The sequence below is a fragment of the Streptomyces sp. NPDC037290 genome (assembly GCF_055603245.1).
This window is the reverse complement of the sequence record NZ_JBVJVZ010000001.1, coordinates 866,129-893,005: the sequence shown is the minus strand read 5'-3', so window position 1 is coordinate 893,005 and position 26,877 is coordinate 866,129. Positions and strand designations below refer to the sequence as shown.

At 70.6% G+C, this 26,877-nt stretch carries 25 protein-coding genes, 1 pseudogene and 1 riboswitch; of the genes and pseudogenes, 12 read left to right on the top strand and 14 right to left on the bottom strand.

Going from position 1 to position 26,877, the window contains the following annotated elements; all coding sequences use genetic code 11:
• Window positions 1-172: 172 nt before the first annotated feature.
• The 3 genes from ACZ7HQ_RS04110 to ACZ7HQ_RS04100 form a co-directional block, all read right to left on the bottom strand.
• Window positions 173-556, bottom strand: a complete 384-nt coding sequence (locus ACZ7HQ_RS04110) for a DUF3040 domain-containing protein (protein ID WP_469592184.1) — start codon at window positions 554-556, stop codon at window positions 173-175.
• Between the two features lie 277 nt (window positions 557-833).
• The gene (locus ACZ7HQ_RS04105) at window positions 834-1,604 is read right to left on the bottom strand and encodes a methyltransferase (protein ID WP_470984337.1); all 771 of its coding nucleotides are present in this window, start codon (window positions 1,602-1,604) and stop codon (window positions 834-836) included.
• A 125-nt stretch (window positions 1,605-1,729) separates the two neighbouring features.
• A complete protein-coding gene (locus ACZ7HQ_RS04100) occupies window positions 1,730-2,302 on the bottom strand; it encodes an SAV_6107 family HEPN domain-containing protein (protein ID WP_470984334.1) in 573 nt (190 codons plus the stop codon).
• 166 nt (window positions 2,303-2,468) lie between these two features.
• Here ACZ7HQ_RS04100 and ACZ7HQ_RS04095 point away from each other — a divergent pair, with 166 nt between their 5' ends.
• The 4 genes from ACZ7HQ_RS04095 to ACZ7HQ_RS04080 all read left to right on the top strand — a co-directional run bounded on the left by ACZ7HQ_RS04095 (window position 2,469) and on the right by ACZ7HQ_RS04080 (window position 7,886).
• Window positions 2,469-3,245, top strand: a complete 777-nt coding sequence (locus tag ACZ7HQ_RS04095) for an ATP-binding cassette domain-containing protein (RefSeq protein WP_470984333.1) — start codon at window positions 2,469-2,471, stop codon at window positions 3,243-3,245.
• The gene (locus ACZ7HQ_RS04090) at window positions 3,232-5,316 is read left to right on the top strand and encodes a YhgE/Pip family protein (protein WP_470984331.1); all 2,085 of its coding nucleotides are present in this window, start codon (window positions 3,232-3,234) and stop codon (window positions 5,314-5,316) included. The genes ACZ7HQ_RS04095 and ACZ7HQ_RS04090 overlap by 14 nt, the downstream gene beginning before the upstream one ends.
• Before the next feature lie 47 nt (window positions 5,317-5,363).
• On the top strand, window positions 5,364-5,993 hold the full coding sequence (locus ACZ7HQ_RS04085; protein WP_470984329.1) for a TetR/AcrR family transcriptional regulator: 630 nt from the start codon (window positions 5,364-5,366) through the stop codon (window positions 5,991-5,993).
• Between the two features lie 375 nt (window positions 5,994-6,368).
• Window positions 6,369-7,886: a phytoene desaturase family protein gene (locus ACZ7HQ_RS04080; RefSeq protein ID WP_470984326.1), complete on the top strand. Its 1,518-nt coding sequence runs from the start codon at window positions 6,369-6,371 to the stop codon at window positions 7,884-7,886.
• A 14-nt stretch (window positions 7,887-7,900) separates the two neighbouring features.
• On the opposite strand, the gene ACZ7HQ_RS04075 is transcribed toward ACZ7HQ_RS04080, so the two are convergent.
• The 6 genes from ACZ7HQ_RS04075 to ACZ7HQ_RS04050 form a co-directional block, all read right to left on the bottom strand.
• Window positions 7,901-8,839 (bottom strand): SCO2102 family sporulation regulator, encoded by a 939-nt coding sequence (locus ACZ7HQ_RS04075; protein ID WP_470984324.1) that lies wholly within the window; start codon window positions 8,837-8,839, stop codon window positions 7,901-7,903.
• Window positions 8,840-8,895: 56 nt separating this feature from the next.
• Window positions 8,896-9,819 (bottom strand): methylenetetrahydrofolate reductase [NAD(P)H], encoded by a 924-nt coding sequence (gene metF, locus ACZ7HQ_RS04070; protein ID WP_470984322.1) that lies wholly within the window; start codon window positions 9,817-9,819, stop codon window positions 8,896-8,898.
• 110 nt (window positions 9,820-9,929) lie between these two features.
• Entirely contained in the window at window positions 9,930-10,577 is a 648-nt protein-coding gene (gene thiE, locus ACZ7HQ_RS04065; RefSeq protein ID WP_470984319.1) for a thiamine phosphate synthase, read from the bottom strand.
• A gap of 91 nt (window positions 10,578-10,668) precedes the next feature.
• Complete coding sequence (locus ACZ7HQ_RS04060) at window positions 10,669-11,034, bottom strand: Rv2175c family DNA-binding protein (RefSeq protein ID WP_055707421.1); 366 nt, start codon at window positions 11,032-11,034, stop codon at window positions 10,669-10,671.
• 134 nt (window positions 11,035-11,168) lie between these two features.
• Window positions 11,169-12,401 carry an NAD(P)/FAD-dependent oxidoreductase gene (locus ACZ7HQ_RS04055; RefSeq protein WP_470984317.1) on the bottom strand — a complete coding sequence of 411 codons (1,233 nt, stop codon included), beginning with the start codon at window positions 12,399-12,401 and terminating at the stop codon, window positions 11,169-11,171.
• 678 nt (window positions 12,402-13,079) lie between these two features.
• Entirely contained in the window at window positions 13,080-14,645 is a 1,566-nt protein-coding gene (locus tag ACZ7HQ_RS04050) for a DUF5722 domain-containing protein (protein ID WP_470984314.1), read from the bottom strand.
• A gap of 791 nt (window positions 14,646-15,436) precedes the next feature.
• Between ACZ7HQ_RS04050 and ACZ7HQ_RS04045 the strand changes: the two genes are divergently transcribed.
• The gene (locus ACZ7HQ_RS04045; protein WP_470984311.1) at window positions 15,437-16,381 is read left to right on the top strand and encodes a hypothetical protein; all 945 of its coding nucleotides are present in this window, start codon (window positions 15,437-15,439) and stop codon (window positions 16,379-16,381) included.
• Window positions 16,382-16,963: 582 nt separating this feature from the next.
• Here the strand turns inward: ACZ7HQ_RS04045 and ACZ7HQ_RS04040 are convergent.
• Window positions 16,964-17,185 (bottom strand): UBA domain-containing protein, encoded by a 222-nt coding sequence (locus tag ACZ7HQ_RS04040; RefSeq protein ID WP_470984308.1) that lies wholly within the window; start codon window positions 17,183-17,185, stop codon window positions 16,964-16,966.
• Window positions 17,186-17,702: 517 nt separating this feature from the next.
• Here ACZ7HQ_RS04040 and ACZ7HQ_RS04035 point away from each other — a divergent pair.
• Window positions 17,703-17,987 (top strand): annotated as a pseudogene (locus ACZ7HQ_RS04035) (tyrosine-type recombinase/integrase); the annotation flags it as partial.
• A 123-nt stretch (window positions 17,988-18,110) separates the two neighbouring features.
• On the opposite strand, the gene ACZ7HQ_RS04030 reads toward ACZ7HQ_RS04035, so the two are convergent.
• Window positions 18,111-18,461 (bottom strand): avidin-fold protein, encoded by a 351-nt coding sequence (locus ACZ7HQ_RS04030; protein ID WP_470984307.1) that lies wholly within the window; start codon window positions 18,459-18,461, stop codon window positions 18,111-18,113.
• A gap of 53 nt (window positions 18,462-18,514) precedes the next feature.
• Window positions 18,515-18,626: riboswitch (TPP riboswitch) on the top strand.
• Here ACZ7HQ_RS04030 and thiO point away from each other — a divergent pair.
• The 5 genes from thiO (at window position 18,624) to ACZ7HQ_RS04005 (ending at window position 23,808) form a co-directional block, all read left to right on the top strand.
• Window positions 18,624-19,793 (top strand): glycine oxidase ThiO, encoded by a 1,170-nt coding sequence (thiO, locus tag ACZ7HQ_RS04025; RefSeq protein WP_470984305.1) that lies wholly within the window; start codon window positions 18,624-18,626, stop codon window positions 19,791-19,793. Its footprint overlaps the riboswitch before it by 3 nt.
• Before the next feature lie 2 nt (window positions 19,794-19,795).
• Complete coding sequence (gene thiS, locus ACZ7HQ_RS04020) at window positions 19,796-19,996, top strand: sulfur carrier protein ThiS (RefSeq protein ID WP_470985201.1); 201 nt, start codon at window positions 19,796-19,798, stop codon at window positions 19,994-19,996.
• Window positions 19,997-19,999: 3 nt separating this feature from the next.
• Window positions 20,000-20,794: a thiazole synthase gene (locus ACZ7HQ_RS04015; protein WP_470984302.1), complete on the top strand. Its 795-nt coding sequence runs from the start codon at window positions 20,000-20,002 to the stop codon at window positions 20,792-20,794.
• An 87-nt stretch (window positions 20,795-20,881) separates the two neighbouring features.
• The gene (gene pknB / locus ACZ7HQ_RS04010; RefSeq protein WP_470984300.1) at window positions 20,882-22,807 is read left to right on the top strand and encodes a Stk1 family PASTA domain-containing Ser/Thr kinase; all 1,926 of its coding nucleotides are present in this window, start codon (window positions 20,882-20,884) and stop codon (window positions 22,805-22,807) included.
• Between the two features lie 116 nt (window positions 22,808-22,923).
• A complete protein-coding gene (locus ACZ7HQ_RS04005; protein ID WP_470984299.1) occupies window positions 22,924-23,808 on the top strand; it encodes a deoxyribonuclease IV in 885 nt (294 codons plus the stop codon).
• On the opposite strand, the gene ACZ7HQ_RS04000 is transcribed toward ACZ7HQ_RS04005, so the two are convergent.
• Complete coding sequence (locus ACZ7HQ_RS04000) at window positions 23,805-24,437, bottom strand: sulfite oxidase-like oxidoreductase (RefSeq protein ID WP_470984297.1); 633 nt, start codon at window positions 24,435-24,437, stop codon at window positions 23,805-23,807. The two genes, ACZ7HQ_RS04005 and ACZ7HQ_RS04000, sit on opposite strands and share 4 nt — an antisense overlap.
• Before the next feature lie 175 nt (window positions 24,438-24,612).
• Here ACZ7HQ_RS04000 and bfr point away from each other — a divergent pair, with 175 nt between their 5' ends.
• Window positions 24,613-25,092: a bacterioferritin gene (gene bfr, locus ACZ7HQ_RS03995; RefSeq protein ID WP_470984294.1), complete on the top strand. Its 480-nt coding sequence runs from the start codon at window positions 24,613-24,615 to the stop codon at window positions 25,090-25,092.
• Here the strand turns inward: bfr and ACZ7HQ_RS03990 are convergent.
• Both ACZ7HQ_RS03990 and ACZ7HQ_RS03985 read right to left on the bottom strand, forming a co-directional pair.
• Window positions 25,089-25,313, bottom strand: a complete 225-nt coding sequence (locus ACZ7HQ_RS03990; RefSeq protein ID WP_470984292.1) for a (2Fe-2S)-binding protein — start codon at window positions 25,311-25,313, stop codon at window positions 25,089-25,091. The two genes, bfr and ACZ7HQ_RS03990, sit on opposite strands and share 4 nt — an antisense overlap.
• 154 nt (window positions 25,314-25,467) lie before the next feature.
• A complete protein-coding gene (locus ACZ7HQ_RS03985) occupies window positions 25,468-26,820 on the bottom strand; it encodes a class II 3-deoxy-7-phosphoheptulonate synthase (RefSeq protein ID WP_470984290.1) in 1,353 nt (450 codons plus the stop codon).
• Window positions 26,821-26,877 lie beyond the last annotated feature (57 nt).

Sequence of the window (26,877 nt, the reverse complement as noted above, 5' to 3'; positions counted from 1 at the left end):
AGGCCGCGTACGGCCGCCCAGTGGTGCAGCCAGGCCTCGGGCCCGCACAGCCCCCCCAACCCCCGCGCGGCACCCCCCCCCCCCCCCCCTGCGCCCCCCCCCCCCTCGACGTTGTCTGCAGGTGTTGTCTGCGGGCGCTGTCGGTCGGCGGCCGTGAAAAACCGCCGGACGGCTAGCGGCCCTGCTCGTCCCGGCGGCGCTGCCAGCGCTCCTCGATCCGATCCATCATGGAGCGCTTCGGCCGCGCCTGGCGGCGGACGGCGCCCGCGGGCTGCTCGCCCGGTTTCGGGGCCTTGCGCCAGCCTGTGACGGCGAGTACGGCACAGCCCAGCATGACGAGGAAACCCACCACGCTGACCCAGATCAGCTGCGCGACCATTCCGGCCATGAGGAGCGCGATACCCACGAGGAAGCCCGCGACCGCCTGGTAGACCCGCCGCCGGGTGTACGTGCGCAGCCCGCTTCCCTCAAGCGCCGACGCGAACTTGGGATCTTCGGCGTACAGCGCTCGCTCCATCTGCTCGAGCATGCGCTGCTCGTGCTCCGAGAGCGGCACGGAGTCCTCCTCATCGTGCAGTCGCCGGGGCGACCGGGGGGGTCCCTTCAGGATAGGCAGGGAATCGCCCCCGTGAAACCCGCCCCTCTACGCCAATTGGCCAACCGAAATCCGTCATGGCCGTCCCGGCTCGCTGAGGCTTCCATTCCCCGGCGGCCGACCCGTCATGCCGGGTGGTGTACCTCGATCATACGGCGCAAACCCCACGATCGGGGGTCTTGTGGCGTACTCCATCCGCTGCCAAGGCCCTGATCAGCAGCGGGTCACGGCAGTCGGCTCAGCCCTCGGCGGCACCCTGGGTCTCGCCGAGCACATGCAGCTGGGTCGCGACGGAGTGGAAGGCGGGCAGTTCGGCCGCGGCGGCCTCCAGCTTCAGGAGCGCGTCGAGGGCGCCGGGCTCGGTGTCCACGAGGACGCCGGGGACGAGGTCGGCGAAGACCCGCACGCCGTGCACGGCGCCGACCCGCAGACCCGCGCCCTCGACCAGCGCGGTGAGCTGCTCGGCGGTGAAGCGGCGCGGCACCGGGTCACCGGCGCCCCAGCGGCCGTCGGGGTCCGTCAGCGCCTGCCGGGCCTCCGTGAAGTGGCCGGCGAGGGCGCGGGCGAGCACGGCGCCGCCGAGGCCGGCGGCGAGCAGGCTGAGGACGCCCTCGGAACGCAGCGCGGCGACGGCGTTGCGGACGCCCTCGGCCGGGTCGTCCACGTACTCCAGGACGCCATGGCACAGCACGGCGTCGTAGCCTCCGGGCTCGACCACGTCGAACAGGCCGTGCGCATCGCCCTGGACGCCCCGGACCCGGTCGGCCACGCCGGCCTCGGCGGCCCGGCGCTCCAGCGCGAACAGTGCGTTCGGGCTGGGGTCGACCACGGTGACACGGTGGCCGAGCCGGGCGACGGGGACGGCGAAGTTGCCGCTGCCACCGCCGGTGTCGAGGACGTCCAGCGACTCGCGACCCGTGCCCTTGACCCGGCGGTCGAGGGCGTCCTGGAGCACCTCCCAGACCACGGCGGTACGGAGGGAGGCGCGGGGGCGGCTCGGGTCCGACACGGCAGTTGACTCCTCGGCAGGGCTGGAAGGCTTCAGGCGACCTCCACCCTATTGCCTCCGGTGCGCCCCCGGTCACCGTGCCCGGGTACGGCCGTGTCCGTCTCGCACGGCGGACCAACCGGTGATCAGCCGGCGTCCGGGAGGTCGCTGCGCGTTCTCGGCCCGGCCGCTTCACCGGCTTCCCCGGCCTCCTGACGGGGCTGGGGCAGGACCGGCTGGAGGACGAGCATCCGCTCGACGATGCGCAGGAACATCCCCACGTCCCGTATCAGGTCGTCGGCGTCCCGCCGGCTCGCCGCACCCCGGATGCCGGCCTCGGCGCGGGCGCGCCGAGCGGCGCCGGAGGCGAACAGCGCGCTCCACTCGGTCAGTTCGGGGGTGATCTCGGGCAGCACTTCCCAGGCGCTGCGGATGCGGGCGCGGCGGCGCGGGGAGGTCTCGGGACGGCCGCGTGCGGCGAGCACGGCGGCGGCGGTGCGCAGGGCGGCGAGGTGGGCCGTCGCGTAGCGCTCGTTCGGTGTTTCCAGGACGGTGGCCTCGTCCAGTGCGGCGCGGGCCTGGGCGAGCAGGTCGAGGGCGGCGGGCGGAGCCGTGGCCCGGCGGAGCACGGGGTGCACATCGCTCGCCGGGCCGGTCAGTGAGGGGGCAGGGCCGGTGGCGCGGCGCCGGCGGGCGGCGGCTGCGGACGGGTTGGCCATGACGAACCTCCTGTCGTCTGGGTGACGGCACGAATGCCGTATGTGCCCATCGTGAGGTATGGCACTGACAATCCGTTCTGACCTGGGCCTTTGCCTCGATCGTAGGTTCGGGCGTATTTTTGCACTGACCAGTCAGTTCAAAAACGCGGAATCTACAGGGGGGCTTGTGGACGGCGTGCACGTCAGGGCCGAGGGCCTCGGACTCAAGGGGCCGCGGGGGTGGGCCTTCCGAGGCATCACGCTCGATGCGGAACCCGGCTCACTCATCGCGATCGAGGGACCGTCCGGCTCCGGCCGCACCTGTCTGCTGCTCGCGCTCACGGGACGGATGAAGCCCACCGAAGGAGTGGCCACCGTCGGCGGGTTCAAACTCCCCCGGCACATGGCGGGGCTGCGCCGCGTCAGCGCGGTCGCCAACGTGGCCGGGGTGACCGACCCGGAGCCGGCCCTGACCGTCGGCGAGCACCTGCGCGAACGGGCCCTCCTGCAGAGCCGCTTCGGCGACTCCCTGCGCGATCTGCTGCGCCCGCGCGCCCAGCGCGTGCACGAGGCGCGCCTGCGTGTCGACGCGGCCCTGGCCGCCGCCGGACTCGACCTCGAAACGCTGCCCAAGGGATCCCGGACGGCCGTGCGCGACCTGGGGCGGCCGCAGGAACTGCGCCTGTCCGTCGCCCTGGCCCTGCTCGGCCGGCCCGGTCTGCTCGGCGTCGACGACATCGACATGAAGCTCTCGGACGCCGAACGCGCCCAACTGTGGGACCTCATGCGCTCCCTCGCGCGCGCGGGGACGACGGTGGTGGTCGTCTGCCGCACGGCCCCCGGTGACTGCGTCGTCGTACGGACCGCGCCGGACGCCACCGGCGCGCTGAGCGGCAAGGACGAGAGCCGCGAGAACAGCGGCGAGAACAGCGAACCGAAGGAGGACGCCGATGCGCTCGCCTAGGCTGGCCGCCCTCGAGCTGAGGCGCTTCGGACGCGGGAAGCTGCCGCGCGCCGCCCTGGTGGCACTGCTCGTCCTGCCCCTGCTCTACGGCGCCCTGTACCTGTGGTCCTTCTGGGACCCGTACGGCCGTCTGGACCGCATCCCGGTGGCACTCGTGAACGACGACAAGGGCGCCACGGCGGGCGGGAAGAAGATCAGCGCCGGTGACGACATCGTCGACGGGCTGCGCGACAGCCGGACCTTCGAGTGGCACGAGGTGAGCGACGCCGAGGCCCGCGCGGGCGTCGAGAACGGCACCTACTACCTCTCGCTGACCATGCCGGCCGACTTCAGCCGGCGGATCGCCTCCAGTTCCGGTGCCTCACCGGAGACCGGCGCCCTTCGGGTGCGCACCAACGACGCGAACAACTACATCGTCGGCCAGATCTCCCGCACCGTCTTCAACGAGGTCCGCTCCGCCGCCTCCAGCAAGGCGTCGCGCACCTTCCTGGACAAGATCTTCGTCTCGTTCTCCGGCATCCACGACAAGACCGTCACGGCCGCCGACGGCGCCGACCGGCTGAACACCGGCATCGGGAAGGCGGAGAAGGGCTCGAAGGACCTCGCCGACGGGCTGAAGGACGCCAGGAGCGGCAGCGGCAGGCTGGCCAAGGGCCTGACGAAACTGAACACCGGCGCGGGTGACCTGCAGGACGGTTCCCGGCAGGTGGCCGACGGCACGAAGGCGCTCGCCGACAAGGTCAACGGCGTCTACGCCAAGGCCGGTCCGTTCCTGAAGGACAACGAGAAGACCATCGGGGACACCGCCCGCCTGGTCGCCGACTCGGCCAGGACCGTCAAGGACAACCTCGACGTCCTCGTGAAGGTCGCCCCGGGCGCCGCGAAGGCCGCCCACCTGAACTCGGCCGTCCTGGACGAGGTCTACACGAGGCGCTGCGAGACGGCCACGATCCCCGACCCGGTCTGCCCCGACCTCAAGAAGGCCAGGAACGCCGCCGCCGAGGTGGCCACCGTCGCCGACGACCTCAACACGCTCATCGCCGATCAGGACGGCGACCTCAAGACGATGCGGGACAACCTCGGCACCCTCCAGAAGCAGGCCACGGCGCTCGAAGAGCGCGCACCGCACCTGTACGACGACGTCGACGACGCCGTCGCGAAGATCAACAAGCTGAACGACGGCGCCCAGCAGGTCGCCGCCGGCGCCAAGAAGCTGCACACCGGGATCGGCACCGCCCAGACCGGCGCGACCGCTCTGGACCAGGGCATCGGCACGGCCGCCTCGGGCGCCGAGACCCTCAACGGCGGCCTGTACAAGCTGTCCGACGGCTCGGACAAGCTCGCCGGCGGACTGCACGACGGCGCCAGGAAGATCCCGGACTACGACAAGAAGGACCGCGACCAGCGCACCGGCGTGATGGCCGACCCGGTCCAGCTGGCCGCCCACGACCTGCACAAGGCACCCAACTACGGCACCGGCTTCGCCCCGTACTTCATCCCGCTGTCGCTGTGGGTGGGCGCGATGGTCGCCTACATGCTGATCCCGCCGCTCAACCGGCGTGCCCTGGCGGCCGGTTCGCCGGCCTGGCGGATCGCGCTCGCGGGCTGGCTGCCGGTGGTCGCGGTGGGCGTGCTCCAAGTGGCGGCCCTGATGGCCGTCCTGCACTGGGCGATCGGTCTGCAGATGCTGCGCGCGGCGGGCACGATCGGCTTCCTGTGCCTGGTCACGGCGTGCTTCGCGGCGATCGTGCAGTGGCTGAACGCCCGCTTCGGCGCGGCCGGCCGGATCCTCGTGCTCGCACTGCTGATGCTGCAGCTGACCTCGGCGGGCGGCACGTACCCGGTGCAGACCAGCCCGGGCTTCTTCAACGCGATCCACCCGTTCCTGCCGATGAGCTACATCGTGGCGGCGCTGCGCCGGCTGATCACGGGCGGCGGGCTCGGCCCGGTCTGGCAGGCGTGCGCCGTGCTCACGGCGTTCACCGCGGGCGCCCTCGCGCTGACCGCCCTCGCGGCCCGGCGCCGCCAGGTGTGGACGCTGGACCGGCTGCACCCCGAGCTGAGCCTGTGATCGGCAAGCGGCCACCGCACGCGCGCGTACCTGTGAGAATCAGGGCCATGGAAAGCAGCAGCGCCAGGTCAGGCGGCAGCACCCGCCGCGAGGCCACCCGGCAGAAGCTCTACGAGGCGGCCGTCACGCTCATCGCCGAGCAGGGATTCTCCGCGACCACGGTGGACGAGATCGCGGAGCGGGCCGGGGTCGCGAAGGGCACGGTCTACTACAACTTCGCGAGCAAGTCGGTCCTCTTCGAGGAGCTGCTGCGGCACGGGGTGGGCCTGCTCACCGCCTCTCTGAAGGAGGCGGCGGAGGAGACCGCGCGCGTGGGCGGCAGCAAGGTGGACGCGCTGGACGCGATGGTCCGCGCGGGCCTGGTCTTCATCGACCGCTACCCGGCCTTCACCCAGCTGTACGTGGCCGAGCTGTGGCGCACCAACCGGGCCTGGCAGTCCACGCTGATGGTGGTGCGGCAGGAGGCCGTCGCGGTCGTCGAGGGCGTACTGCGCGAGGGCGTGGCGGCCGGCGAGTTCAGCGACGAGATCGACGTCCAGCTGACGGCGGCCGCGCTGGTCGGCATGGTCCTGGTGGCCGCGCTGGACTGGAAGTCGTTCCAGCCGGAGCGCTCCCTGGACGACGTCCACGCGGCTCTGTCCCGGCTGCTCCAGGGGCGCGTGAGCGGGAAGGGCTGAGCAGACGAGGAAGGCGCCGGTCCGCTGCCGGACCGGCGCCTTCGCACTCCCCGTACTCCCCCGTACGGTCTTCCCCCGATGGTCCCCCGGGTGGTCGTCCCCGGGTCCCCCGACTCGCTTCCGCCGACGGATCGGCGGAAGGAGCGGCCAGGTGGCGGGCGCCGTTCCGCCGCCCCGTGCCGGCGGTGCCGGGCCGCGCCCCTTGCCGTGTCTCCACTCTCCCGTCCGCACCGGTCCCGGCTCATCCGTGCGCGTACTCATCTCGCGATCTGAGTACGCGTACTCAGCCGGCCACGGGCGTGCCCGGACCGGCCGCGCGCCCCCCTGACCTGCCCGCGGAGCGGACTGTCAGTGGCGGTCGATAAAGTCGCAGGCATGGCACGGATTGCGGTGATCGGCGCCGGGATGGGCGCGATGGCGGCCGCTGCCCGGCTGGCCGTCGCGGGCCACCGGGTGGCGGTGTACGAGCGTACGGAGACGTACGGCGGCGCGGTGCGCCGCCTCGAGCGGGACGGTTTCGCCTTCGACACCGGCCCGGGACTGCTGACGCTGCCCGCCGTGTACCGCGATCTGTTCGTCAAGACCGGCAAGGAGCCGCTGGAGGACCGCGTCGAGCTGGTCCAGGTCGATCCGTCCGCGCGGCATGTCTTCCCGGACGGCAGCGTGGTGTCGCTGCCGAACGCCTCGCGCGCGGGTGTGGTCGCGGCCCTGGACGAGGCGCTGGGCGCGGGCGCGGGTGAGCGCTGGGGCGCGTTCCTGGTGCGGGCCCGGGAGGCCTGGGACCGCACGCGCAGGCCGCTGCTGGAGGAGCCGCTGTGGCCCAACTGGCAGGTGCTGGCCGAGAAGGAACCGTATCCGGCCGTCCCGCACCGGCGTCTGCTGCGCACGCGGTCGGCGCGCACGCTGTCCGGGATCGGCTCCCTCGAGCTGCGCGACGAGCGTCTGGCGGCCGTGCTGGAGAGTTCCGCACTCGCCCACGGCCTCGATCCGCGCACCGCTCCCGCGAGCGCGGCCGTGCTCCCCTACATGGAGCACGCCTTCGGCACCTGGTACGTGCGCGGCGGGTTGCGGGAGTTGGCGCGCGCGGTGTACGAGCGGTGCGTGGAGCGCCGGGTCGAGTTCGTCTTCGGCGCGGAGGTCGTACGGATCCTGGAGAAGGACGGCCGTGCGGCGGGCGTGGAGTTGAGGGACGGCGAGGTGGCCGAGGCGGACTTCGTGGTGGCCGGTGTCGCCCCGGACGTCCTCGGCCGGTTCGTCGCGGGCACGGCCGTGCGCGGCGACGACGGGGTCACGCCGCAGCGCGGGATGCCGAGCCGGCTCACGGTGCTGCTGGCACTGCGCGGCGAGCGGCCGCAGGGCGCGGCCCACCGGACCGTGGTCCACGCGGAGGACCGGGAGACCGAGCGGGAGCTGCTGTTCGGCACCCCGGGCGGGGTGGTGGCCCGCCCGACCGTCACCGTGCTGCGGCCCGACGACCCGGCGCTGGTGCCGGACGCCGCCCATGAGGCGGTCGTCCTGTCCTCGGTGGTCCCCGCCGTCCTCCAGGAGGAGGGCCGGGCCGGCGGGGAGGCCTTCGACGGCCACGCCGAGGCCATGATCGAGGTGGCGGAGCGGGCCGTGCCCGGCCTGCGGGACCGGGTCCTCTGGAAGGAGGTGCGCACCCCTGCCGCCATCGAGGAGGCCACGGGCGCGGTGGGCGGCGCAGTACCGGCCCCGGCGCTCGCGGCCGGCGCCGGACGCCTGCTGCACCCGGGCAACACCACCGAGCTGGCCGGCCTGTTCACCGTCGGCGGCTGGTCGCACCCCGGCGGTGGCCTGCCGCACGCCGGCATGTCGGGCGCGCTGGTGGCGGGGCTGATCGTGGAGGGGCCGGAGTTCCGCGGCTCCCGGTGAGCGGGGCTCAGCCCTCAGAAACGGTACTGCTCGTCGTACCCGGCACCGGGCTGCGGCTGCTGGGCATGGCCCTGGTAGGGGTAGGGCTGCTCCTGCGGGAGTTCGCCGCCGTAGGTCTCGTCGGTGCGCTGCTGCGGCACCCACACCCCGCCCGCGGGGGTCGCGCCGTAGTCGCCGCCGGCGTACGGGTCCTGGGTGTAGCCCTGCTGGCCGTACTGCCCCGAGTAGCCGGTGTCGTAGGAGGCACCGTCGTAGGACTGGCTGCCGATGTACGGGTCGGAGTAGTTGGCGTAGGCCTGCTGCTGCCCGCTGGTGTCGTAGCCGTAGCCCTGCTGCTGGCCGTAGCCCGAGTAGTCGTAGGCGTAGTTCTGCTGCTCGGCGCCCTGGGACTGGGCGGCGCTCGCGTACGCGGCGGTGTCGCCGTAGACGCCGTAGGAGCCGGTGTCCTCGGGGAGAGGCTGGGGCTCGTAGACGGTGGTGGCCTCGGCCGCGGTCGGCTCGCCGGGGCGCGGGGCCGGGGTGAAGACGTCGTCGCGGTCGTAGTCGTCGTAGGCGCCGTGGTCCTGCGGGTAGGCGGCCTGCCCGTGGTCCCGGTCGTCGGCCGGGCCGTCGGCCTCCAGGCCGGCTCCCTCCGGCTCCGCCTCGTGCCGGTCCGACCTGCCGCGGCGGCGCTTGCTGGCGCCGCCGGTCTCGGCGTCGGGGCGCTTGACCGCCCAGCCGGCGGCGAAACCGCGGCGGAACGAGAGCGTGACGTAGGTCTGGCCGATCGCGAAGGCGATGGCGCCGACGCCGATCACGATCACGGACGGCATCAGCACACCGACCACGACACCGAGGAAGCCGGCGAACGCGAGCAGCCGCCAGCGCAGGCGCGCCTTGTACTGCAGCAGCACCTCGCCGAGCAACCACAGTGCGACGACGCCGAACGCGATGTAGAGGACCGTCCAGCCCATGTACGCCCCTCTCCCAGTGACCGCTACGCAGTGTGTCGTATCGCGGTGCGGCCGGTCTAGGCCTGCGGGGGATGGTGCAGGCCCAGGTTCTCGTAGATTTCCAGGGTCGCCGTGGAGTTGTTGAGCGTGATGAAGTGCAGTCCGGGCACTCCCTCGGCGAGCAGCCGAGCACAGAACTCCGTGGCGAAGTCGATACCGATGGAGCGTACCGCCGCCGGATCGTCCTTCGCTGTGAGGATCCGCTCTTTCAGGGCGTCCGGGAAGACCGCGTTGGAGAGTTTGGGCAACCGTTCCAGCATCTTCACGCTGGTGACCGGCAGGACCTCGGGGATCACCGGGGTGTCACAGCCCGCGGCCACCACACGGTCGCGCAGCCTCAGATACGACTCCGGCTGGAAGAACATCTGTGTGATGGCGTAGTCGGCGCCTGCACGGCACTTGTCCACGAAGCGGGCGACGTCGGTGTCCCAGTCCGTGGAACGGGGGTGCATCTCCGGGAACGCGGCGACGCCCACGCAGAAGTCGCCCGACTCCTTGATGAGCCGGACGAGTTCGGCGGCGTAGGTCAGGCCCCGCGGGTGCGGGACCCACTCGCCCATGGGGTCGCCGGGCGGGTCGCCGCGCACGGCGAGCATGTTGCGGATCCCGGCGTCCGCGTACTGGCCGATGATGTTGCGCAGCTCGGCGATGGAGTGGTCGACCGCGGTGAGGTGGGCGACCGGGGTGAGCGTGGTGTCGGCGACGATCTGCTGGGTCTCCTTGACCGTGCCGGCGCGGGTGGAACCGCCGGCACCGTAGGTCACGGAGACGAAGTCGGGCGCGACCGCCTCGACCCGCCGGAGCGCGCTCCACAGGTTCCGCTCGCCCTTCGGGGTCTTCGGTGCCGAGAACTCGAACGAGTACGTCGTCTTGCCGGTGGCGAGGATCTCGCGCACGGTCCGTGCGCGATCAGTCCTGGTGGATGCGGTTCCGAGGGCCATACGGGCAGGTTAGCCAGGGGTGGGCGGTCCCCCAACCGGATGCCGGAAATTTGCCCGAATTGTCGCCCCCCTGTCCATCCCTTGGACAAAAAGATGGACAGCGGGCCTCGCTAGGCCTGCCGCAGCCGCTTGGCGAACTCCGCGGCGGCCGCTCCCGGGTCGGCGGCCTCGGTGATCGCGCGGACGACGACCACCCGGCGGGCGCCCGCGTCCAGCACCTCGTCGAGGGTGCCGAGGTCGATGCCGCCGATCGCGAACCAGGGGCGGCCGGTGCCGAGGCCGGCGGTGTACCGGACCAGGTCGAGGCCCGGGGCGTGGCGGCCGGGCTTGGTGGGGGTGGGCCAGCAGGGGCCGGTGCAGAAGTAGTCCACGCCGTCCTGCACGGCGGCCGCGGCGGCCTCGGACTCGGCGTGCGTGGACCGGCCGATCAGCACGCCCTCACCGAGGACGGCCCGGGCCGCGGGAACGGGCAGGTCGCCCTGGCCGAGGTGCAGCACGTCGGCGCGGGCGGCGTGGGCGACGTCCGCGCGGTCGTTCACCGCGAGGAGCTTGCCGTGCCGGGCGCAGGCGTCCGCGAAGACCTCCAGGTGCTCCAGCTCCTCGGCGGCCTCCATGCCCTTGTCGCGCAGCTGCACGATGTCGACACCGCCGGCCAGGACCGCGTCCAGGAACTCCGGCAGGTCGCCCTGGCGCTTGCGGGCGTCCGTGCAGAGGTACAGACGGGCGTCGGCGAGCGCGGCGCGTGCGGTGTCGGACATACGTGGTCCCCCTGACGGGTGTGCGGGCGGCTGGCACGGGGGCGTGCGGATCACGACGGTCCGCACGCCACCGCTGATGCTGCGGGTCGGCTCAGACGGCGAGCGCCTGGGCCCGGCGCTTCACCTCCGTGCCGCGATTCTCGCTCAGGGCCTGCGCGGGGGTGCCGGGCAGGGTCGGGTCAGGGGTGAAAAGCCACTCGATCATCTCTTCGACCGTGAAGCCGTCGTCCCGCAGGAGCGTCAGGGTGCCGGACAGGCCCTTCACGACCTTGTCCCCGTCGATGAAGGCGGCGGGGACGTGCAGCGCACGGTTCTCACCCCGGCGTACGGCGATGAGCTGGCCCTCCTTGACCAGCTGCCGCACACGCGTCACCTCGACGCCGAGCTGTTCGGCGATGTCGGGGAGGGTGAGCCAGGCGGGGACGAGAGCATCGATCTTTGCGTCAATCTCGGTCACGGCACCAAGGGTAGGCGCTCCGCCGGACTGGCCGCGATGTGGTGGGGGCCGGGTGGTGTCGGCCGGGTGCGGCGCCGTTGCGGCTGGTCGCGCGGTTCCCCGCGCCCTGGGCACGCTGCCGCCCAGGGCGTTGATCAGTCGGCCGTTGCGTCCTTCAGCGGTCTGCCCGGGTCCGCCAGCGCCTCGGAGTCCATCCTGCGGCCCGCTTCGATCAGCCTGCGGCCCTGCGCCAGATCACGCGGTCGGCCCACCGCCAGCAGGGCCACCAGGCGGTCCTCGCGCAGCCAGCACACCGTCCACGCCGGGCCTGCCGGATCGCCGCGCCACACCGTGCGGTCCGCCGCGGCGTGGTGGCCGGCGTACTGGACGAAGCGGCCGAACTGCTCGGACCAGAAGTACGGCACCGGGTCGTAGACGGCCGGGGTCTCGCCGAGGATGTTCGCGGCGACCGTGCGCGGGCCCTGGAGGGCGTTGTCCCAGTGGTGGACGAGCAGCCGTTCGCCGTAGCGGGCGGAGGGAAAGGAGGCGCAGTCGCCGACGGCGTACACGTCCTGCTCGGAGGTGCGCAGACGGTCGTCGGCGAGGACGTCCCCGTGCGGGCCCAGCTCGATGCCGGAGCCGGCCAGCCAGGCGGTGGCGGGGCGGGCGCCGATGCCGACGACGACGGCGTCCGCGGGCAGCCGGGTGCCGTCCGTGAGGACGACCGCGCCGGGCTCGACGTGCTCCACGCGCGCGTGGGTGCGCAGTTCCGCGCCCGCGTCGGCGTACCAGGCGGCCATGGGGGCGGCGACCTCGGCGGGCAGGGCTCCGGCGAGCGGCCGGTCGGCGGCCTCCACGACGGTCACCGCGCAGCCGGCCTCGCGGGCGGCCGTGGCGAACTCGGCGCCGATCCAGCCGGCGCCGACGACCACGATCTCGTGCTGCCGGGCGAGCACCGGCCGCAGCCGTTCGGCGTCGTCCAGGGTGCGCAGCAGATGCACGCCGGGCACGCCTTCGGTGCCGGGCAGCGCGATCGGTTCCGCGCCGGTGGCGAGGACCAGGACGTCGTACGGCACCGGGCCCGCCTCGGTGTCCAGCTCGTGCGCGGCGGGGCGCACGCCCAGCACCTCGCAGCCGAGCCGCAGCTCGACGTCGAGCGACTCGAAGTCCACGTCGAAGGCGGAGCCCTCGGCCGTGCCGAGCAGCACGGCCTTCGACAGCGGCGGCCGGTCGTAGGGCTGGTGGGGCTCGGCGCCGATGACGGTGACGGTGCCCTTGAAGCCCTGTTCCCGCAGGGCGACCGCGGTCTGCACGCCGGCCATGCCCGCGCCGACCACGACCACGCGCCGCCCCTGTGACGTGCCCTCTTGCGTTGTCTGCTCGCTCACCCGATCACCATAGACAACTGACGGGTATCGTCTACCTGCAAATGGGCCACGCGATGCCCTCGTCACCAGGGATGAAGCACTCGTTGCCTGTTGTTGTCTGTCGTCGCCGGCCACCCCCGGACGGCCCACAGACGGCCCGGCCCGGAGCAAGCGACACGGTCGGCAGCCTGTCGTCCCGCTTGTCGTTTGTCTTGTCTTGTCGCTTGTCGGCTCGCAGGTCAGGCGTGGTTTTCGCGCCCAGAACGAGTCTGCGGGCGTCCTTGTTCTGCGGGCGACAAGCGACAAGACAAGCGGGCGCCGGCAGAGCAGGGCGCCAGGCCGTCGACGGAGAAAAGCAAGAAGGACCGCCCTTCGGGCGGACGACCCTTCGGTCGTCTTCCCCGGTTGCCACGTCGCCGCCGTGGGCGGCTCTACTGGGCAGTGGGTAGTGGGGTGCCGTGCCCCACTACCCAGTAGAGCCCGGCGGCGCACCCTGCCTGCCCTGACACCCGCCTAACGCCTAACACCGTCACGGCCGCCTGACACCCAAACCCCTAGACAGGCGCGGGTGTCACGCTCCCTGACAGCGCGCGCTGACACTTCCTGACACCTGGCCCTAGGTAGTGTCCGATAGGTCGTGTGACAGTGCCCTCTGGGGCAGTTCCGTCCCGACTAGGTCATCTGTCGGTGGGTCCAGGGTCACTGCATGGCGTAGCCGAGGAGTGATTCGGCGGGGTTGTTGCCCTCGCAGTCGGCGCGTGGCGATACGAAGTGATCGCCGCTGGAGGGGAGGTAACAGCGGTAGAGGGGAATGGCCCCGGGTACTGGGTTGGTGTTGATGTAGCCAACGGGTCCCAAGGGGAACTGGCCCTCGCATCCTGGGTCTCGGGTCAGCATGGAGTGTCCGCCGACCTTGCACTCGTAGAGCATGACTGTTCCGGGTCGTTCTTCACGGAAGAGATGCCAGTTCATTTCGACGCTGAATCCGGGCGGCAGCGCCCGGGAAGAAGCGACATGACCGCGGCTTGGGTTGTAGCCGCGCATCAGCACGGTGTAGGGAAGGTGCTCGAAGCCGCAGGAGAGTTTCGCTGGGGACAGATCGTTGCGGTTGGCCAGTGCCCAGACCGACCACGCGGGCTTGGCCGAGCCGTCCGTTCGGCGCATACCGAGCTGGAGACCACCCTCACCCGGATTGTCTTGCATGCGGTGGTAGATGTAGCTTTCGATGCCCGGTGTGCCGAGCACGTTGAAGAGGCTCCAGCACAGCATGTTGGCCTGGGCCGCCTCGTTGGACTGGGTGCCGGAGTTGATCCCGTTCTCGGTGAGCTGGACGGTCCAGGCGTGTGGCTTGTCCGGGAAGCGCTGGTGCAGCCACCCCAGGAGGACGCCGATGTTGCCGAAAGTAACCATGGGGTAGTCGTCGGCGGAGAAGGACGGGCTGAACAGGTTCGAGGGGTAGGCGTGGTAGGCCACTCGCCACTGTCGATTCCCCGCCCGGGCGGCCAGGCCGTCCAGTACGGTCATGCCGGACAGCATTCCGCCGGCAGGGTTGTCGAATTCCCGGCCGAAGTGGTGTTCCAGTGAGGTCAGCACCTTGGCGTTCGGCTGCTCGGCAGTGATGCGGTCGTAGGCGGCGTTGTAGTTGGCCGCGATCTGGTCGAGCCACGCGTTGGCGTCACAGGGGGTGCCGTTGCCGCAGCCGATGTTGAACCACGTGTTGGTGTTGACCTCGTTGTCGATCACGAAATCCGCGATCCGGCCGTGCCCGTGCAGTCCGTCGTAACGCTGGGCCAGCATGCCCGCGAAGCGAGCGAAGTCTGCCGGGTTGTTGGGTACGCAGAAGATGTCCATCGGCGGGGCCTGGGGGCACGGGCGCCCCTGGCGTGCCCATGCGGGGGTGCCGTAGACGATGGCGGTGACTACCAGCCCGCGATCGCTCCACTCCTTGATGGCCGAGTCCGCTGCCCCGTCGATGACAAAGCAGAGCCCGTCGTACTCCTGCTCGTTCGGGGCGCACGGAGCGGCCTTAACGCTCGGCTGCCACAATGCCCAGACCAGGTTCATCGACACACCGCCGGCGTTGTTGCCGGCGATCTCGTCCTTGTTCGGCCAGAAGTCAGGCTGAATTCCCTTGATGTGATAGTCCGACCGGGTGGGATACGGCAGCGGCGTCGACTGGCTGGCAAGGGCCGGGACCGCTAAGGACAGGATGAGAGTGAGCGCGGCTAATAATGCTGCGACGATGCGCCGCGGGGGCTTGGCCATGATCCTCCTCAGAGGTAATCCTTGGGGTCTGCGTCCCTTTCGTGCTCGTCGAGCGGGACCCGGCAGCTGATCGCTGCTTGATCAGAATCGTGAGGCTGGGCAGATTCGATTGCAATACAGATCGCTCCGGTTACTCCGACTGACTACCGGAAGACCGGACTGCTAGGAACGATCGCGGGCGTGGAATCCCACCACCACCATGTAGGCACCCTCCAAGCGCACCCTCGGGCGGCTTGGGCTACCTGTTGGGTACCTGTCCCCGCAGCCTAACCCGTGGAGGAATTCCCGGAATCGATCGAAGGATGTCTCGATCAGGATGAACCTCTCACCCGCTGAGCCGAACCCCCGTCACATGTTGGAATTTTTGCGCTCTCTCCAGAGAAGGAACTCCTTTGCGCCCTGTTCTGAGGGATGCCAGTCCGCTGAAGTCAGCAAAGGAGGGATGAGTGTTCGGCTGATCGGGACCTCGCCGATCAGCAATTCTGAACGAGATGGAGACAGCTGTGACAGTTAGACGAACTTCAAGCATATTCACCGCGTTGACGTTCGCTGCAGCGCTGACCGCGGCGGCGATCGGTGCATCGGGATCCGCGGCGGCGGCCCCGGCAAGCATCAGCGCCGTGTCCGGCGTGGCGTTACGAAGCGCAGATGGCCTAACCGCGGTGCCCGGCTCCGAGAATGAGGCACGGCGACGCACGCTCGAGCCCTCTTGCGCATCTGTACGAATGAAGGCGGTCAGGCCCGACAGTAAGCTGCCATCGGTCCAGACTCGATCTGCCCGTCCAGCGAGCATGCGCATTAATCCGCACGGGGCCCAGGGCCGGGTCAAACCCGCCACTCCCACCGAGCACAGGGGCACGCTGCGGGCCGCCACTCCATTTGAGGGGGCGTTCCAGGCCAATACCGGCGAGCTGTGGGTGGCCGGCGAAGGAGCACCAGCCCGCCCCGCCGGCCTAGGTATGATGCGTGGCACCAGCCCCAGTTTCACGTCCTTTTTCGGCGGCCATGAAGTCGCGTTTCAGGCCAACACCGGCCATCTGTGGGTGACCGGCAGTCTCGGAACCGCAGACCTCGGTCTGGGCATGATGCCAGGCACCAGCCCCAGCATCACGACCGTCGATGCCGGTGGCGGTTATGGCTATGAAGTCGCGTTCCAGGCCAACACCGGCCATCTGTGGGTGACCGGCAGTCTTGGAACCGCAGACCTCGGTTTGGGCATGATGCCAGGCACCAGCCCCAGCATCACGACCGTCGATGCTGGTGGCGTTGATGGCTATGAGGTCGCGTTCCAGGCCAACACCGGCGACCTGTGGGTAACGGGCAGCCTCGGAACCGGTGACTTCCACCTGGGCATGGCGGCACGCACCAGCCCCAGCATCACGACCACCACTGGCGCTGGCTATGAAGTCGCGTTTCAGGCCAATACGGGTCACCTGTGGGTGACGGGCAGTCTGGGAACCGCGGACCTCGGCTTGGGCATGTTGCCAGGCACCAGCCCCAGCATCGCGACCGCCCCTGGCGGTGGCTATGAAGCCGCGTTCCAGGCAAACACCGGCAGCCTGTGGGTGGCCGGCACACTCGGAACGGGAGATCTCCACCTGGGCATGGCGGCAGGCACCAGCCCCAGCATCATCGGTGGGCAAGTCGCCTTCCAGGCCAACACCGGCAGCCTGTGGACGACTGGGACCGGAGACCTCGGTCTGGGCATGATGCAAGGGACCAGCCCCAGCATCTGATACTGAACGTCCTACGACTCCAGTGAGAGTTCTCCGCTTGTCCTGGCCAGTTGATGAGGACGGTCGAAACGAAATTGGCCAGGGGCGCTGTTCGCCTCAGTTCGTCCGCTGGTCAAACGAAGTGCGGATGCTGGGGAGCGACCAGCGACATGCCGAGGGCCCGGCGACGTCAGGTCGCCGGGCCCTGGGGTGCGGGAGGTGGCCGCTTCGGACCGCCCTTCGGGCGGACACCCCTTCGGCCGCCTTCCCCGGTTGCCACGACGGCGCCGTGGGCGGCTCTACTGGGTACTGGGTAGTGGGTAGTGGGGTCCCCAGTAGAAACACGCCGGTAGAAGCCTTCTGAGCGCGCTACTGGGGTGTCTACTGGGTAGTGGGGTGCCGTGCCCCACCACCCAGTAGACCCCGGCGCGCACCCTGGCCTGACACCCGCCTAGGTGATCTGCCCGGGGAGGTCGTGGACGGGTCTCGCTGCGAGAGACGCCGCGCTGAAGTCACAGCCCTGCCCGCCATCCCGCAGCAGCGGGCCACCCCGTCCATCGGAACAGAGCCCCTCGTCCTCCCCTAGAGGACGACGCCGGCCAATCACCATCTGGCTTCGCCGGCCGCCATAATCGCGTTGATGAGGTCGCCGCCGCTCTCTTTCAAAGCCTTGACCGCGACCGCCCTTGACTTACCGGTCTGGGCCATGACCAGTTCGATGTCCTTGGGGTCAACCCCGGTCTCGTCGAGGGTGTCCTCCTCGACCTCGACCTCGACCTCGACCTCAGGGATGTCGTCAAAATCTTCCGGCACGAAGTCCTCCAAAGAGCAAAGAATTGCCCATCAGCCCTTCCACGGCTCAGGCACCGTGAAACAGGTGCCCATCCCGCGTCGCGAACATGGTTCCTAGGCGCTGTCCAGCAGGAGCCTGTGGCCCCAAGGCGTGTCCGATGGGTCAGTGGGGCTGACCCATCGGATGGCACCCAGGCTTGCGCTAGCACGAGGACTGCCGGAATGACCTCCGTTATATTGGTTTTTCGCTCTTTCACTGTATGGGCGTTTCCTGTCGATGAATGCGACGCAGTCATCAGGCGATCGCTGTTCACACGAGGGAGAGAATCACGCGAGCTCGTTCCGTCCTGGCCACCATCGCTCTGGCCACTGTCGTAACAAGGTCGTGGGCCTCCTGAACCCCGCGGTCGGCACCCGCTGCTAAACGCATGAGCGCTCACGACTGATTCAAGTGGGCCGCATGACCCACCGGACATGCCCAGCCCATCAGTGACGCCTCAGGGGCCCGCCACGAGCGGGCCCCTCCACTTCGAGTGGTCCAGCGCTGCATCGGAACACGTTCAACCTCAGTGTCCGGAAACCTGCTCTCGTGGCCGCAGGGGTCATCCCGAAGCCTGAGCGGGGCAAGCGGGCCCAAGCGTCGCGTGAGGACGGCATGCACGCGCTGAGGCACTTCTACGCCTCCGTGCTGCTGGACGCGGGAGAGAGCATCAAGGCTCTAAGTCAGTACCTCGGGCACAGTGATCCGGGATTCACACTGAAGGTCTACACGCACCTCATGCCGAGCAGCGAAAGCCGCACCCGGTCAGCCGTGGACGGCATGTATGCAGCGGCCGGGAAAGCTCACGACGGCCCAAGCGGCCTGAGCGACGCTGCTACCAGCGGCAAAACCGCTAGTAGCAGCACGTTCGACATAGCTCCGTCAATAGATCACCATAGACACGTGACGGAGCGTCAGTCAGCGGGCTTGCTCGGTGAGCTGTTCCACAACGCTCGTGCCGGAGCCCGCCCGGGACTCCCACTCCCAGGTCTCCTCCAGCCGCACCCGCCCGTCCGGCAGCTCGACGACCGTGGACACGCAGTGCCCGCAGGCGGTCGTCCCGTCGGTCCTGAGCTGGACGTAGCGGAAGTCCAGCCGGTCGCCCTCCCGGGTGCCGACCAGATGGCCGCGTACGACGTCGCCGCCCGTGTACTCGGCCCAGATCTCGCCGTCCTTCTCGTGGTACGCGAACCGGGTGCGGGTGCCCACCTGACCTGGGGCTTGGTCCGCCACGGGGGCGAAGGTCAGTCCGTCGAGCGAGCGGGGCATCGGCAGGGGCTCCCTTACGGGTGAGGAGTGCGGCGGGCTAGGGTGGCCACCGTACAAGCACTCGCGGGAGCCCGGACGCACCGGGCTGAGAGGGAGGCTGGCGGCCTCCGACCGTACGAACCTGATCCGGGTCATGCCGGCGAAGGGAGGGGCTGGACGCCCATGTCGTCACGTACGTCCGATACGCCCGATGTCCTGGTCATCGGGGGCGGAATCATCGGCCTGGTCACGGCCTGGCGCGCGGCACAGCGCGGGCTCGCCACGGCCGTGGTGGACCCCGAGCCCGGTGGCGGGGCCGCGCGGGTCGCGGCCGGAATGCTGGCCGCGGTCACCGAACTGCACTACGGCGAGGAGAGACTGCTCGCCCTGAACCTCGAATCGGCCCGCCGCTACCCGGACTTCGCGGCCGAGCTGACCGAGCTGACTGGCCATGACCTCGGCTACCGCCGCTGCGGCACCCTGGCGGTCGCGCTCGACGCCGACGACCGCGCCGATCTGCGCGAGCTGCACGCCCTGCAGCGGCGCTCGGGCCTGGAGTCGGAGTGGCTGTCCGGGCGGGAGTGCCGGCGCCTGGAGCCGATGCTGGCACCCGGGGTGCGCGGCGGCCTGCGGGTGGACGGCGACCACCAGATCGACCCCCGCCGGCTGGCGGCGGCCCTGGTGGTCGCGTGCGAGCGGGCGGGCGTCACCTTCCACCGCGCGTGGGCCGAGCGGCTGGACGTCGCGGGTGGCCGGGCCACCGGGGTCACCACGGCGGACGGGACCGAACTGCGCGCCGGACAGGTGGTGCTCGCGGCCGGGAGCATGAGCGGACGGCTCGCGGGCGTGCCTCAGGCGCTGCTGCCACCGGTGCGGCCGGTGAAGGGCCAGGTGCTGCGCCTGACGGTGCCGCGCCGGTACGCGCCGTTCCTCAGCCGTACCGTACGGGCCGTGGTCCGCGGCAGCCATGTCTACCTGGTGCCCCGCGAGAACGGCGAACTGGTCGTCGGCGCCACCAGCGAGGAGCTGGGCTGGGACACGACGGTCACCGCGGGCGGGGTGTACGAGCTGCTGCGCGACGCCCATGAACTGGTGCCGGGCATCACCGAACTGCCGCTCACCGAGACCCGGGCCGGCCTGCGCCCCGGCTCCCCGGACAACGCGCCGCTGCTCGGCCCGTCCGGGCTGGACGGGCTGCTGCTGGCCACCGGGCACTACCGCAACGGGGTGCTGCTCACGCCGGTCACCGGCGATGTGCTGGCCCGGTTGCTGGCCGACGGCGAACTGCCGGAAGAGGCCCGTCCGTTCACGCCGCAGCGCTTCGGCGCCGTCCTCATGGAGCAGCCCGCATGAGCATCTCGATCTCTGTCAACGGAGAGCGCCGGGAGATCGTTCCGGGTACCGCCCTCGACATCGTCGTACGGTCGCTGGCCCCGTCACCGTCCGGGGTGGCCGCCGCCGTCAACGAGACCGTCGTCCCGCGCGCGCAGTGGGCGTCCACGGCGCTGGCCGAGGGCGACCGGGTCGAAGTCCTCACCGCGGTCCAGGGAGGCTGAGCCATGGCCGACGATTCCTTCGTCCTCGGGGGTACGGCCTACTCCTCGCGGCTGATCATGGGCACGGGCGGCGCGCCCAGCCTGGACGTGCTGGAGCGGGCGCTGGTCGCCTCCGGTACGGAGCTGACGACGGTCGCGATGCGGCGGGTGGACCCCTCCGTGCACGGCTCGGTGCTGTCGGTGCTGGAGAAGCTAGGCATCCGGGTGCTGCCGAACACGGCGGGCTGTTTCACCGCGGGCGAGGCCGTGCTGACCGCGCGGCTGGCGCGGGAGGCGCTGGGCACGGACCTGGTCAAGCTGGAGGTCATCGCCGACGAGCGGACGCTGCTGCCGGATCCCGTGGAACTGCTGGAGGCGGCGGAGACGCTGGTCGACGACGGGTTCACGGTGCTGCCGTACACCAATGACGATCCCGTGCTGGCGCGGAAGCTGGAGGACGTCGGGTGCGCGGCGGTGATGCCGCTGGGGTCGCCCATCGGGTCGGGGCTCGGGATCCGCAACCCCCACAACTTCCAGCTGATCGTCGAGCACGCGCGCGTGCCGGTGATTCTGGACGCGGGGGCCGGTACGGCGTCCGATGTCGCGCTGGCCATGGAGCTGGGGTGTGCGGGGGTGATGCTCGCCTCTGCCGTGACCCGGGCGCAGGAGCCGGAGATCATGGCCGCCGCGATGAGGCATGCGGTGGAGGGGGGCCGGCTGGCCCGGTTGGCGGGGCGGATCCCGCGCAGGCACTTCGCGGAGGCCTCCTCCCCGGCCCAGGGCCGCGCCCACCTCGATCCCGAACGCCCGGCCTTCTGATCGCGGGGCGTCACAGCTGTGCTGCATTCCGTCCCCGGAACAGCACAGCGTGCGGCACTGTCGGTCGGCCCTCGTAGACTCCCCTGCGTGGATACGACCCTTCAGGACCCCCTCGTCGGGCAGGTGCTCGACGGCCGATACCGCGTCGACGCACGGATCGCGGTCGGCGGGATGGCCACGGTCTACCGGGCCCTGGACACCCGCCTGGACCGCGTTCTCGCGCTGAAGGTGATGCACCCGACGCTCGCGGCCGACGGATCCTTCGTGGAGCGGTTCATCCGCGAGGCGAAGTCCGTCGCCCGGCTCGCGCACCCCAACGTGGTTCAGGTCTTCGACCAGGGGACCGACGGGTCGTACGTGTACCTGGCCATGGAGTACGTCGCCGGGTGCACCCTGCGGGACGTGCTGCGCGAGCGGGGCGCGCTGCAGCCCCGCGCGGCCCTCGGCATCCTCGAGCCGGTCCTCGCCGCGCTGGGCGCCGCGCACCGGGCCGGGTTCGTGCACCGGGACATGAAGCCCGAGAACGTGCTGATAGGTGACGACGGCCGGGTCAAGGTCGCCGACTTCGGGCTGGTCCGGTCCGTGGACACGGTGACCAGCACGACCGGCGCCGTCCTCGGGACCGTGTCGTATCTCGCGCCCGAGCAGATCGAGCAGGGCACTGCCGATCCGCGCGTCGACGTCTACGCCTGCGGTGTGGTGCTCTACGAGATGCTGACCGGCGCCAAGCCGCACTCCGGGGACTCCCCCGCCCAGGTGCTCTACCGGCACGTCCACGAGGACGTGCCGCCGCCCTCGGCGCTGGTACCGGGCCTGCCGTACGAGCTGGACGAGCTGGTCGCGTCGGCGACCGCGCGCACCCCGGACGTCCGGCCGCACGACGCCGTGGCACTGCTCGCCCGGCTGCGCGAGGCGCGCCAGGGGCTGGGCGACGAGCAGCTGGACGCGGTGCCCCCGCAGGCGCTGTCCGCGGAGCACGACAACGCCGGTGACCGTACGAGCGTGATCCCGCGTTCGCTGACCGTGCCCCGGCCGCTGCCCGTGAACGAGGACGAGACGGCCGGGGGTGCCGGGGGTGCCGTCCAGCACACGAGCCGGCTGCAGGCGCCGCCCGTGCCCGCGCGGCGGTCGCGGCGCCTGGTCCTGACGATCGTCGCCGCCGTGCTGGCGGTGTTCGGCGTGGGCGCCGGGGTCTGGTACATCAACTCCGGCCAGTTCACGAAGGTCCCGCCGCTGCTGTCGAAGACGGAGGCGCAGGCGCGGGACCGGCTCGAGGCCGCCGGTCTCGAGGTCGGCCAGGTCAAGCGCCAGTACGACGACACCGTCCAGCGCGGCACGGTCATAGGCACCGACCCGGCGCCCGGCGCCCGGATCCGCGACCACGACTCGGTGACGCTCACCCTCTCGCTGGGCCCGGAGACGGTGAACGTGCCGGATGTCGCGGGCCGCCCGCTGGCCGGGGCACGGGCCCGGCTGAAGGCGGACGGGCTGGAGCCGGGCATGGTCACCCAGGAGTTCAGCGAGGACGTCGCCAAGGGCTCCGTGATCGGCACGACCCCGCCGGCGGGCACCAAGCGGCACGCCGGCTCGGCCATCGCGCTGACCGTCAGCAAGGGCAGCCCGGTCGACGTCCCGGACGTCACCGGTGACGACGTGGACGAGGCCAGGCAGGAGCTGACCGATGCCGGGCTGAAGGTCGTGATCGCCCCGGCTCAGGTCAACTCCGACGTCGACAAGGGCAAGGTGGCCCGGCAGAGCCCGGGCGACGGCAGCCAGGCCGCCGAGGGCGACACGGTGACGCTGACGCTGTCCAAGGGCCCGCAGATGGTCGAGGTCCCGGATGTGGTCGGGGACAGCGTCGACGACGCCCACAAGGCGCTGGAGGGCGCCGGCTTCCAGGTGGACGAGGACCGTGGGCTGCTCGGGCTGTTCGGCGACACCGTGAAGAAGCAGTCGGTGAAGGGCGGCGACACGGCGCCCAAGGGGTCCAGCATCACGATCACCATCCGGTGACGGGGGTCACCGCGGACCGTGGTCCGGGGGAGGTGCGGGCATGACACCCTGAACAGGTGAGTCCCGTTCAGCCCCCGTCCGTTTCATCCGTTCCGTCCCCTGCGGCTCCGTCCCCTGTGGCACTCCTTCCGCGCAACCCCGTCGGCGGCCACGTCCCGGTGGCCGGGGGCCTGCACTCCGTGGGGCTGTCGTACGCCCGTGAGCTGCGGGCGGAGACCGTGCAGGTCTTCGTCGCCAATCCGCGCGGCTGGGCCACGCCCGCCGGTAACCCGCGGCAGGACGAGGCGTTCCGTCAGGTGTGCGCCGAGCGGTCGATCCCGGCGTACGTGCACGCCCCCTATCTGATCAACTTCGGCTCACACACCGAGGCGACCGTCGAGCGGTCCGTGGAGTCGCTGCGGCACTCGCTGCGGCGCGGGCGGGAGATCGGCGCGCTGGGCGTGGTCGTGCACACCGGGAGCGCGACCGGGGGACGGGCCAGGGACGTGGCGCTGAAGCAGGTGCGCGAGCACATGCTGCCGCTGCTGGACGAGCTGACCCGCGACGACGACCCGTTCCTGCTGCTCGAGTCGACCGCCGGCCAGGGCGCCTCCCTGTGCTCGCGCACCTGGGACTTCGGGCCGTACTTCGACGCGCTGGACGCCCATCCGAAGCTGGGCGTGTGCCTGGACACCTGCCACATCTTCGCCGCCGGGCACGACCTGACCGGGCCGAGCGGGATGCACCAGACCCTGGACCTGCTGGTGGACACGGTCGGCGAGGGCCGGCTGAAGCTGATCCACGCCAACGACTCCAAGGACGTGGTCGGCGCACACAAGGACCGGCACGAGAACATCGGTGCCGGCCACATCGGCGAGGACCCGTTCCGGGCGCTCATGACCCACCCCGCGACCGAGGGCGTACCGCTGGTCATCGAGACGCCCGGCGGCAGGGAGGGGCACGCGGCGGACGTGGAACGGCTGAAGAGGCTGCGCGACGGGCAGCCGGCCGCCGAGCTCTAGAGCTCCGGCCCCTCCCCCGGCTCCTCCTGGTAGGAGTACCGCTGTTCCTTCCACGGGTCGCCGATGTTGTGGTAGCCGCGCTCCTCCCAGAAGCCGCGGCGGTCGGCGGTCATGTACTCCACGCCGCGGACCCACTTGGGGCCCTTCCAGGCGTACAGGTGGGGGACGACCAGGCGGACCGGGAAGCCGTGCTCGGCGGTGAGGAGTTCGCCGTCCTTGTGGGTGGCGAAGATGGTGCGGTCCGAGGTGAAGTCGGACAGGCGCAGGTTGGAGCTGAAGCCGTATTCGGCCCAGACCATCACATGGGTGACGTCCGGTGCCGGCGGGGCGAGCTCGAGGATGGCGCGGGCGGGGATGCCGCCCCATTCCGCGCCGGTCATGCTGAACTTCGTCACGCAGTGCAGATCGGCCACCACGGTGGTGTACGGCAGGGCCGTGAACTCCTCGTGACCCCAGGTGTGCTTGTCACCGTCGGCGGTGGCGCCGAAGACCCGGAACTCCCAGCGCTCGGGCCGGAACTTCGGGACGGGGCCGTAGTGCGTGACCGGCCAGCCGCGCTGGAGCCGCTGACCCGGCGGAAGCTCGGACCCTGCCGCTGCTCCAGACTCTCGCTCCACCGGATGACCCATGTATCCATCCTGACAGACCTCGGGCAGTGCCCTTGACCACCCGTCCATGAATCGGACAAGTGACATCAACCCTGCACGTACTTACTAAGTACGCACTTACTGGACGATCTTCGCCGCCGGTGCAATCATGCGGCCGCACCCCTTTCCCGTACCGCGTTTGGAAGGAGCCGCCGCGATGCAGGGCGACCCCGAGGTCATCGAGTTCCTCAACGAGCAGCTCACCGGCGAGCTGACCGCGATCAACCAGTACTTCCTGCACGCGAAGATGCAGGAGAACTTCGGCTGGTCCAAGCTCGCCAAGTACACGCGGCACGAGTCGTTCGACGAGATGAAGCACGCGGAGGTGCTCACCGACCGGATCCTGTTCCTGGAGGGGCTGCCGAACTACCAGCGGCTGTTCCACGTCCGGGTCGGGCAGACGGTGAGGGAGATGTTCGAGGCCGACCGGCAGATCGAGGTCGAGGCGATCGACCGGCTCCGGCGGGGCGTCAAGGTGATGCGCGAGAAGGGGGACATCACGTCCGCCAACATCTTCGAGGAGATCCTCGCCGACGAGGAGCACCACATCGACTACCTCGACACCCAGCTGGAGCTGGTGGACAAGCTCGGCGAGGCGCTCTACATCTCCCAGATCATCGAACAGCCGGAGAGCTAGGCCGCCTCGTCCAGCGCCGTGAGAACCGGCCTGCCCTGGTCGGCCAGCTCACGGCGCGGGCACGCGCCGCGGCCGAGGAGAGCCTGGATGCGGCGCACACAGGAGCCGCAGTCGGTGCCCGCCTTGCAGGCGGAGGCTATCTGGCGGGGGGTGCAGGCACCGTCCTCCGCGTGCTGCTTGACCTGGGCCTCGGTGATGCCGAAGCAACTGCAGACGTACACGCGGGTTCACCTCCCGGGCCGGGATCGCTGTCTTTGCTGCCATCCCGTTTCTCGGTGAGGCAAACCTAACCTTACCCATCCCGTAGCAGTCGCAAAAGAGGGAGGGGCGCGGACCGGGTGTGATCCGCGCCCCAGAGCGACTACGGGTGACCGGTCACTGGTCCCGGTACATCTCCGCGACGAGGAACGCCAGGTCCAGCGACTGGCTGCGGTTCAGCCGGGGGTCGCAGGCGGTCTCGTAGCGCTGGTGCAGGTCGTCGACGAAGATCTCGTCGCCACCGCCCACGCACTCGGTGACGTCGTCGCCGGTCAGCTCCACGTGGATGCCGCCCGGGTGGGTGCCGAGCTCCTTGTGGACCTCGAAGAAGCCCTTGACCTCGTCGAGCACGTCGTCGAAGCGGCGGGTCTTGTGCCCGGAGGCCGCCTCGAAGGTGTTGCCGTGCATCGGGTCGGTCACCCAGGCGACCGTCGCGCCGGACGCCGTGACCTTCTCCACCAGCTCCGGGAGCCGGTCGCGGATCTTGTCGGCGCCCATCCGGACGATGAAGGTCAGCCGGCCCGGCTCCCGCTCGGGGTCGAGGCGGTCGACGTACTTCAGCGCCTCCTCGGCCGTCGTCGTCGGGCCGAGCTTGATGCCGAGCGGGTTGCGAATGCGCGAGGCGAACTCGATGTGCGCCCCGTCCAGCTGCCGGGTGCGCTCGCCGATCCACACCATGTGCGCGGAGACGTCGTACAGTTTGCCGGTGCGCGAGTCGACCCGGGTCAGGGCGGACTCGTAGTCCAGCAGCAGCGCCTCGTGCGACGAGAAGAACTCGACGGTCTTGAACTCCTCCGGGTCGGTGCCGCAGGCCCGCATGAAGTTCAGCGCGTTGTCGATCTCCCGGGCGAGCTGCTCGTAGCGCTGGCCGGACGGGGAGGTCTTCACGAAGTCCTGGTTCCAGGCGTGCACCTGGCGCAGGTCCGCGTAACCGCCGGTGGTGAAGGCGCGCACCAGGTTCAGCGTGGACGCCGACGCGTGGTACATGCGCTTGAGGCGCTCGGGGTCCGGGACGCGGGTGGCCTCGGTGAAGTCGAAGCCGTTGACGGAGTCGCCCCGGTAGGTCGGCAGCGTCACGCCGTCGCGGGTCTCGGTCGGCTTGGAGCGGGGCTTGGAGTACTGCCCGGCGATGCGGCCGACCTTCACCACCGGCACCGAGGCGGCGTAGGTCAGGACGGCGCCCATCTGGAGCAGCGTCTTGAGCTTGTTGCGGATGTGATCGGCGGACACCGCGTCGAAGGCCTCGGCACAGTCGCCGCCCTGGAGGAGGAACGCCTCTCCCTTGGCGACGGCCGCCATCCGGGCGCGCAGCTGGTCGCACTCGCCCGCGAAGACGAGCGGCGGATACGACTCGAGGTCCGCGATCACTGCGCGCAGAGCCTCGGGGTCGGGGTACTCGGGCTGCTGCGCCGCGGGCAGGTTGCGCCAGGTGTTGCCAGCGCTCGGGCTGGTCTTAGCGTTCACGGTCACCCGGTAAACATTACGGGGTCGTGTCGCATGCCCCCTCCCCTGGCTCGAAGAGTGAGA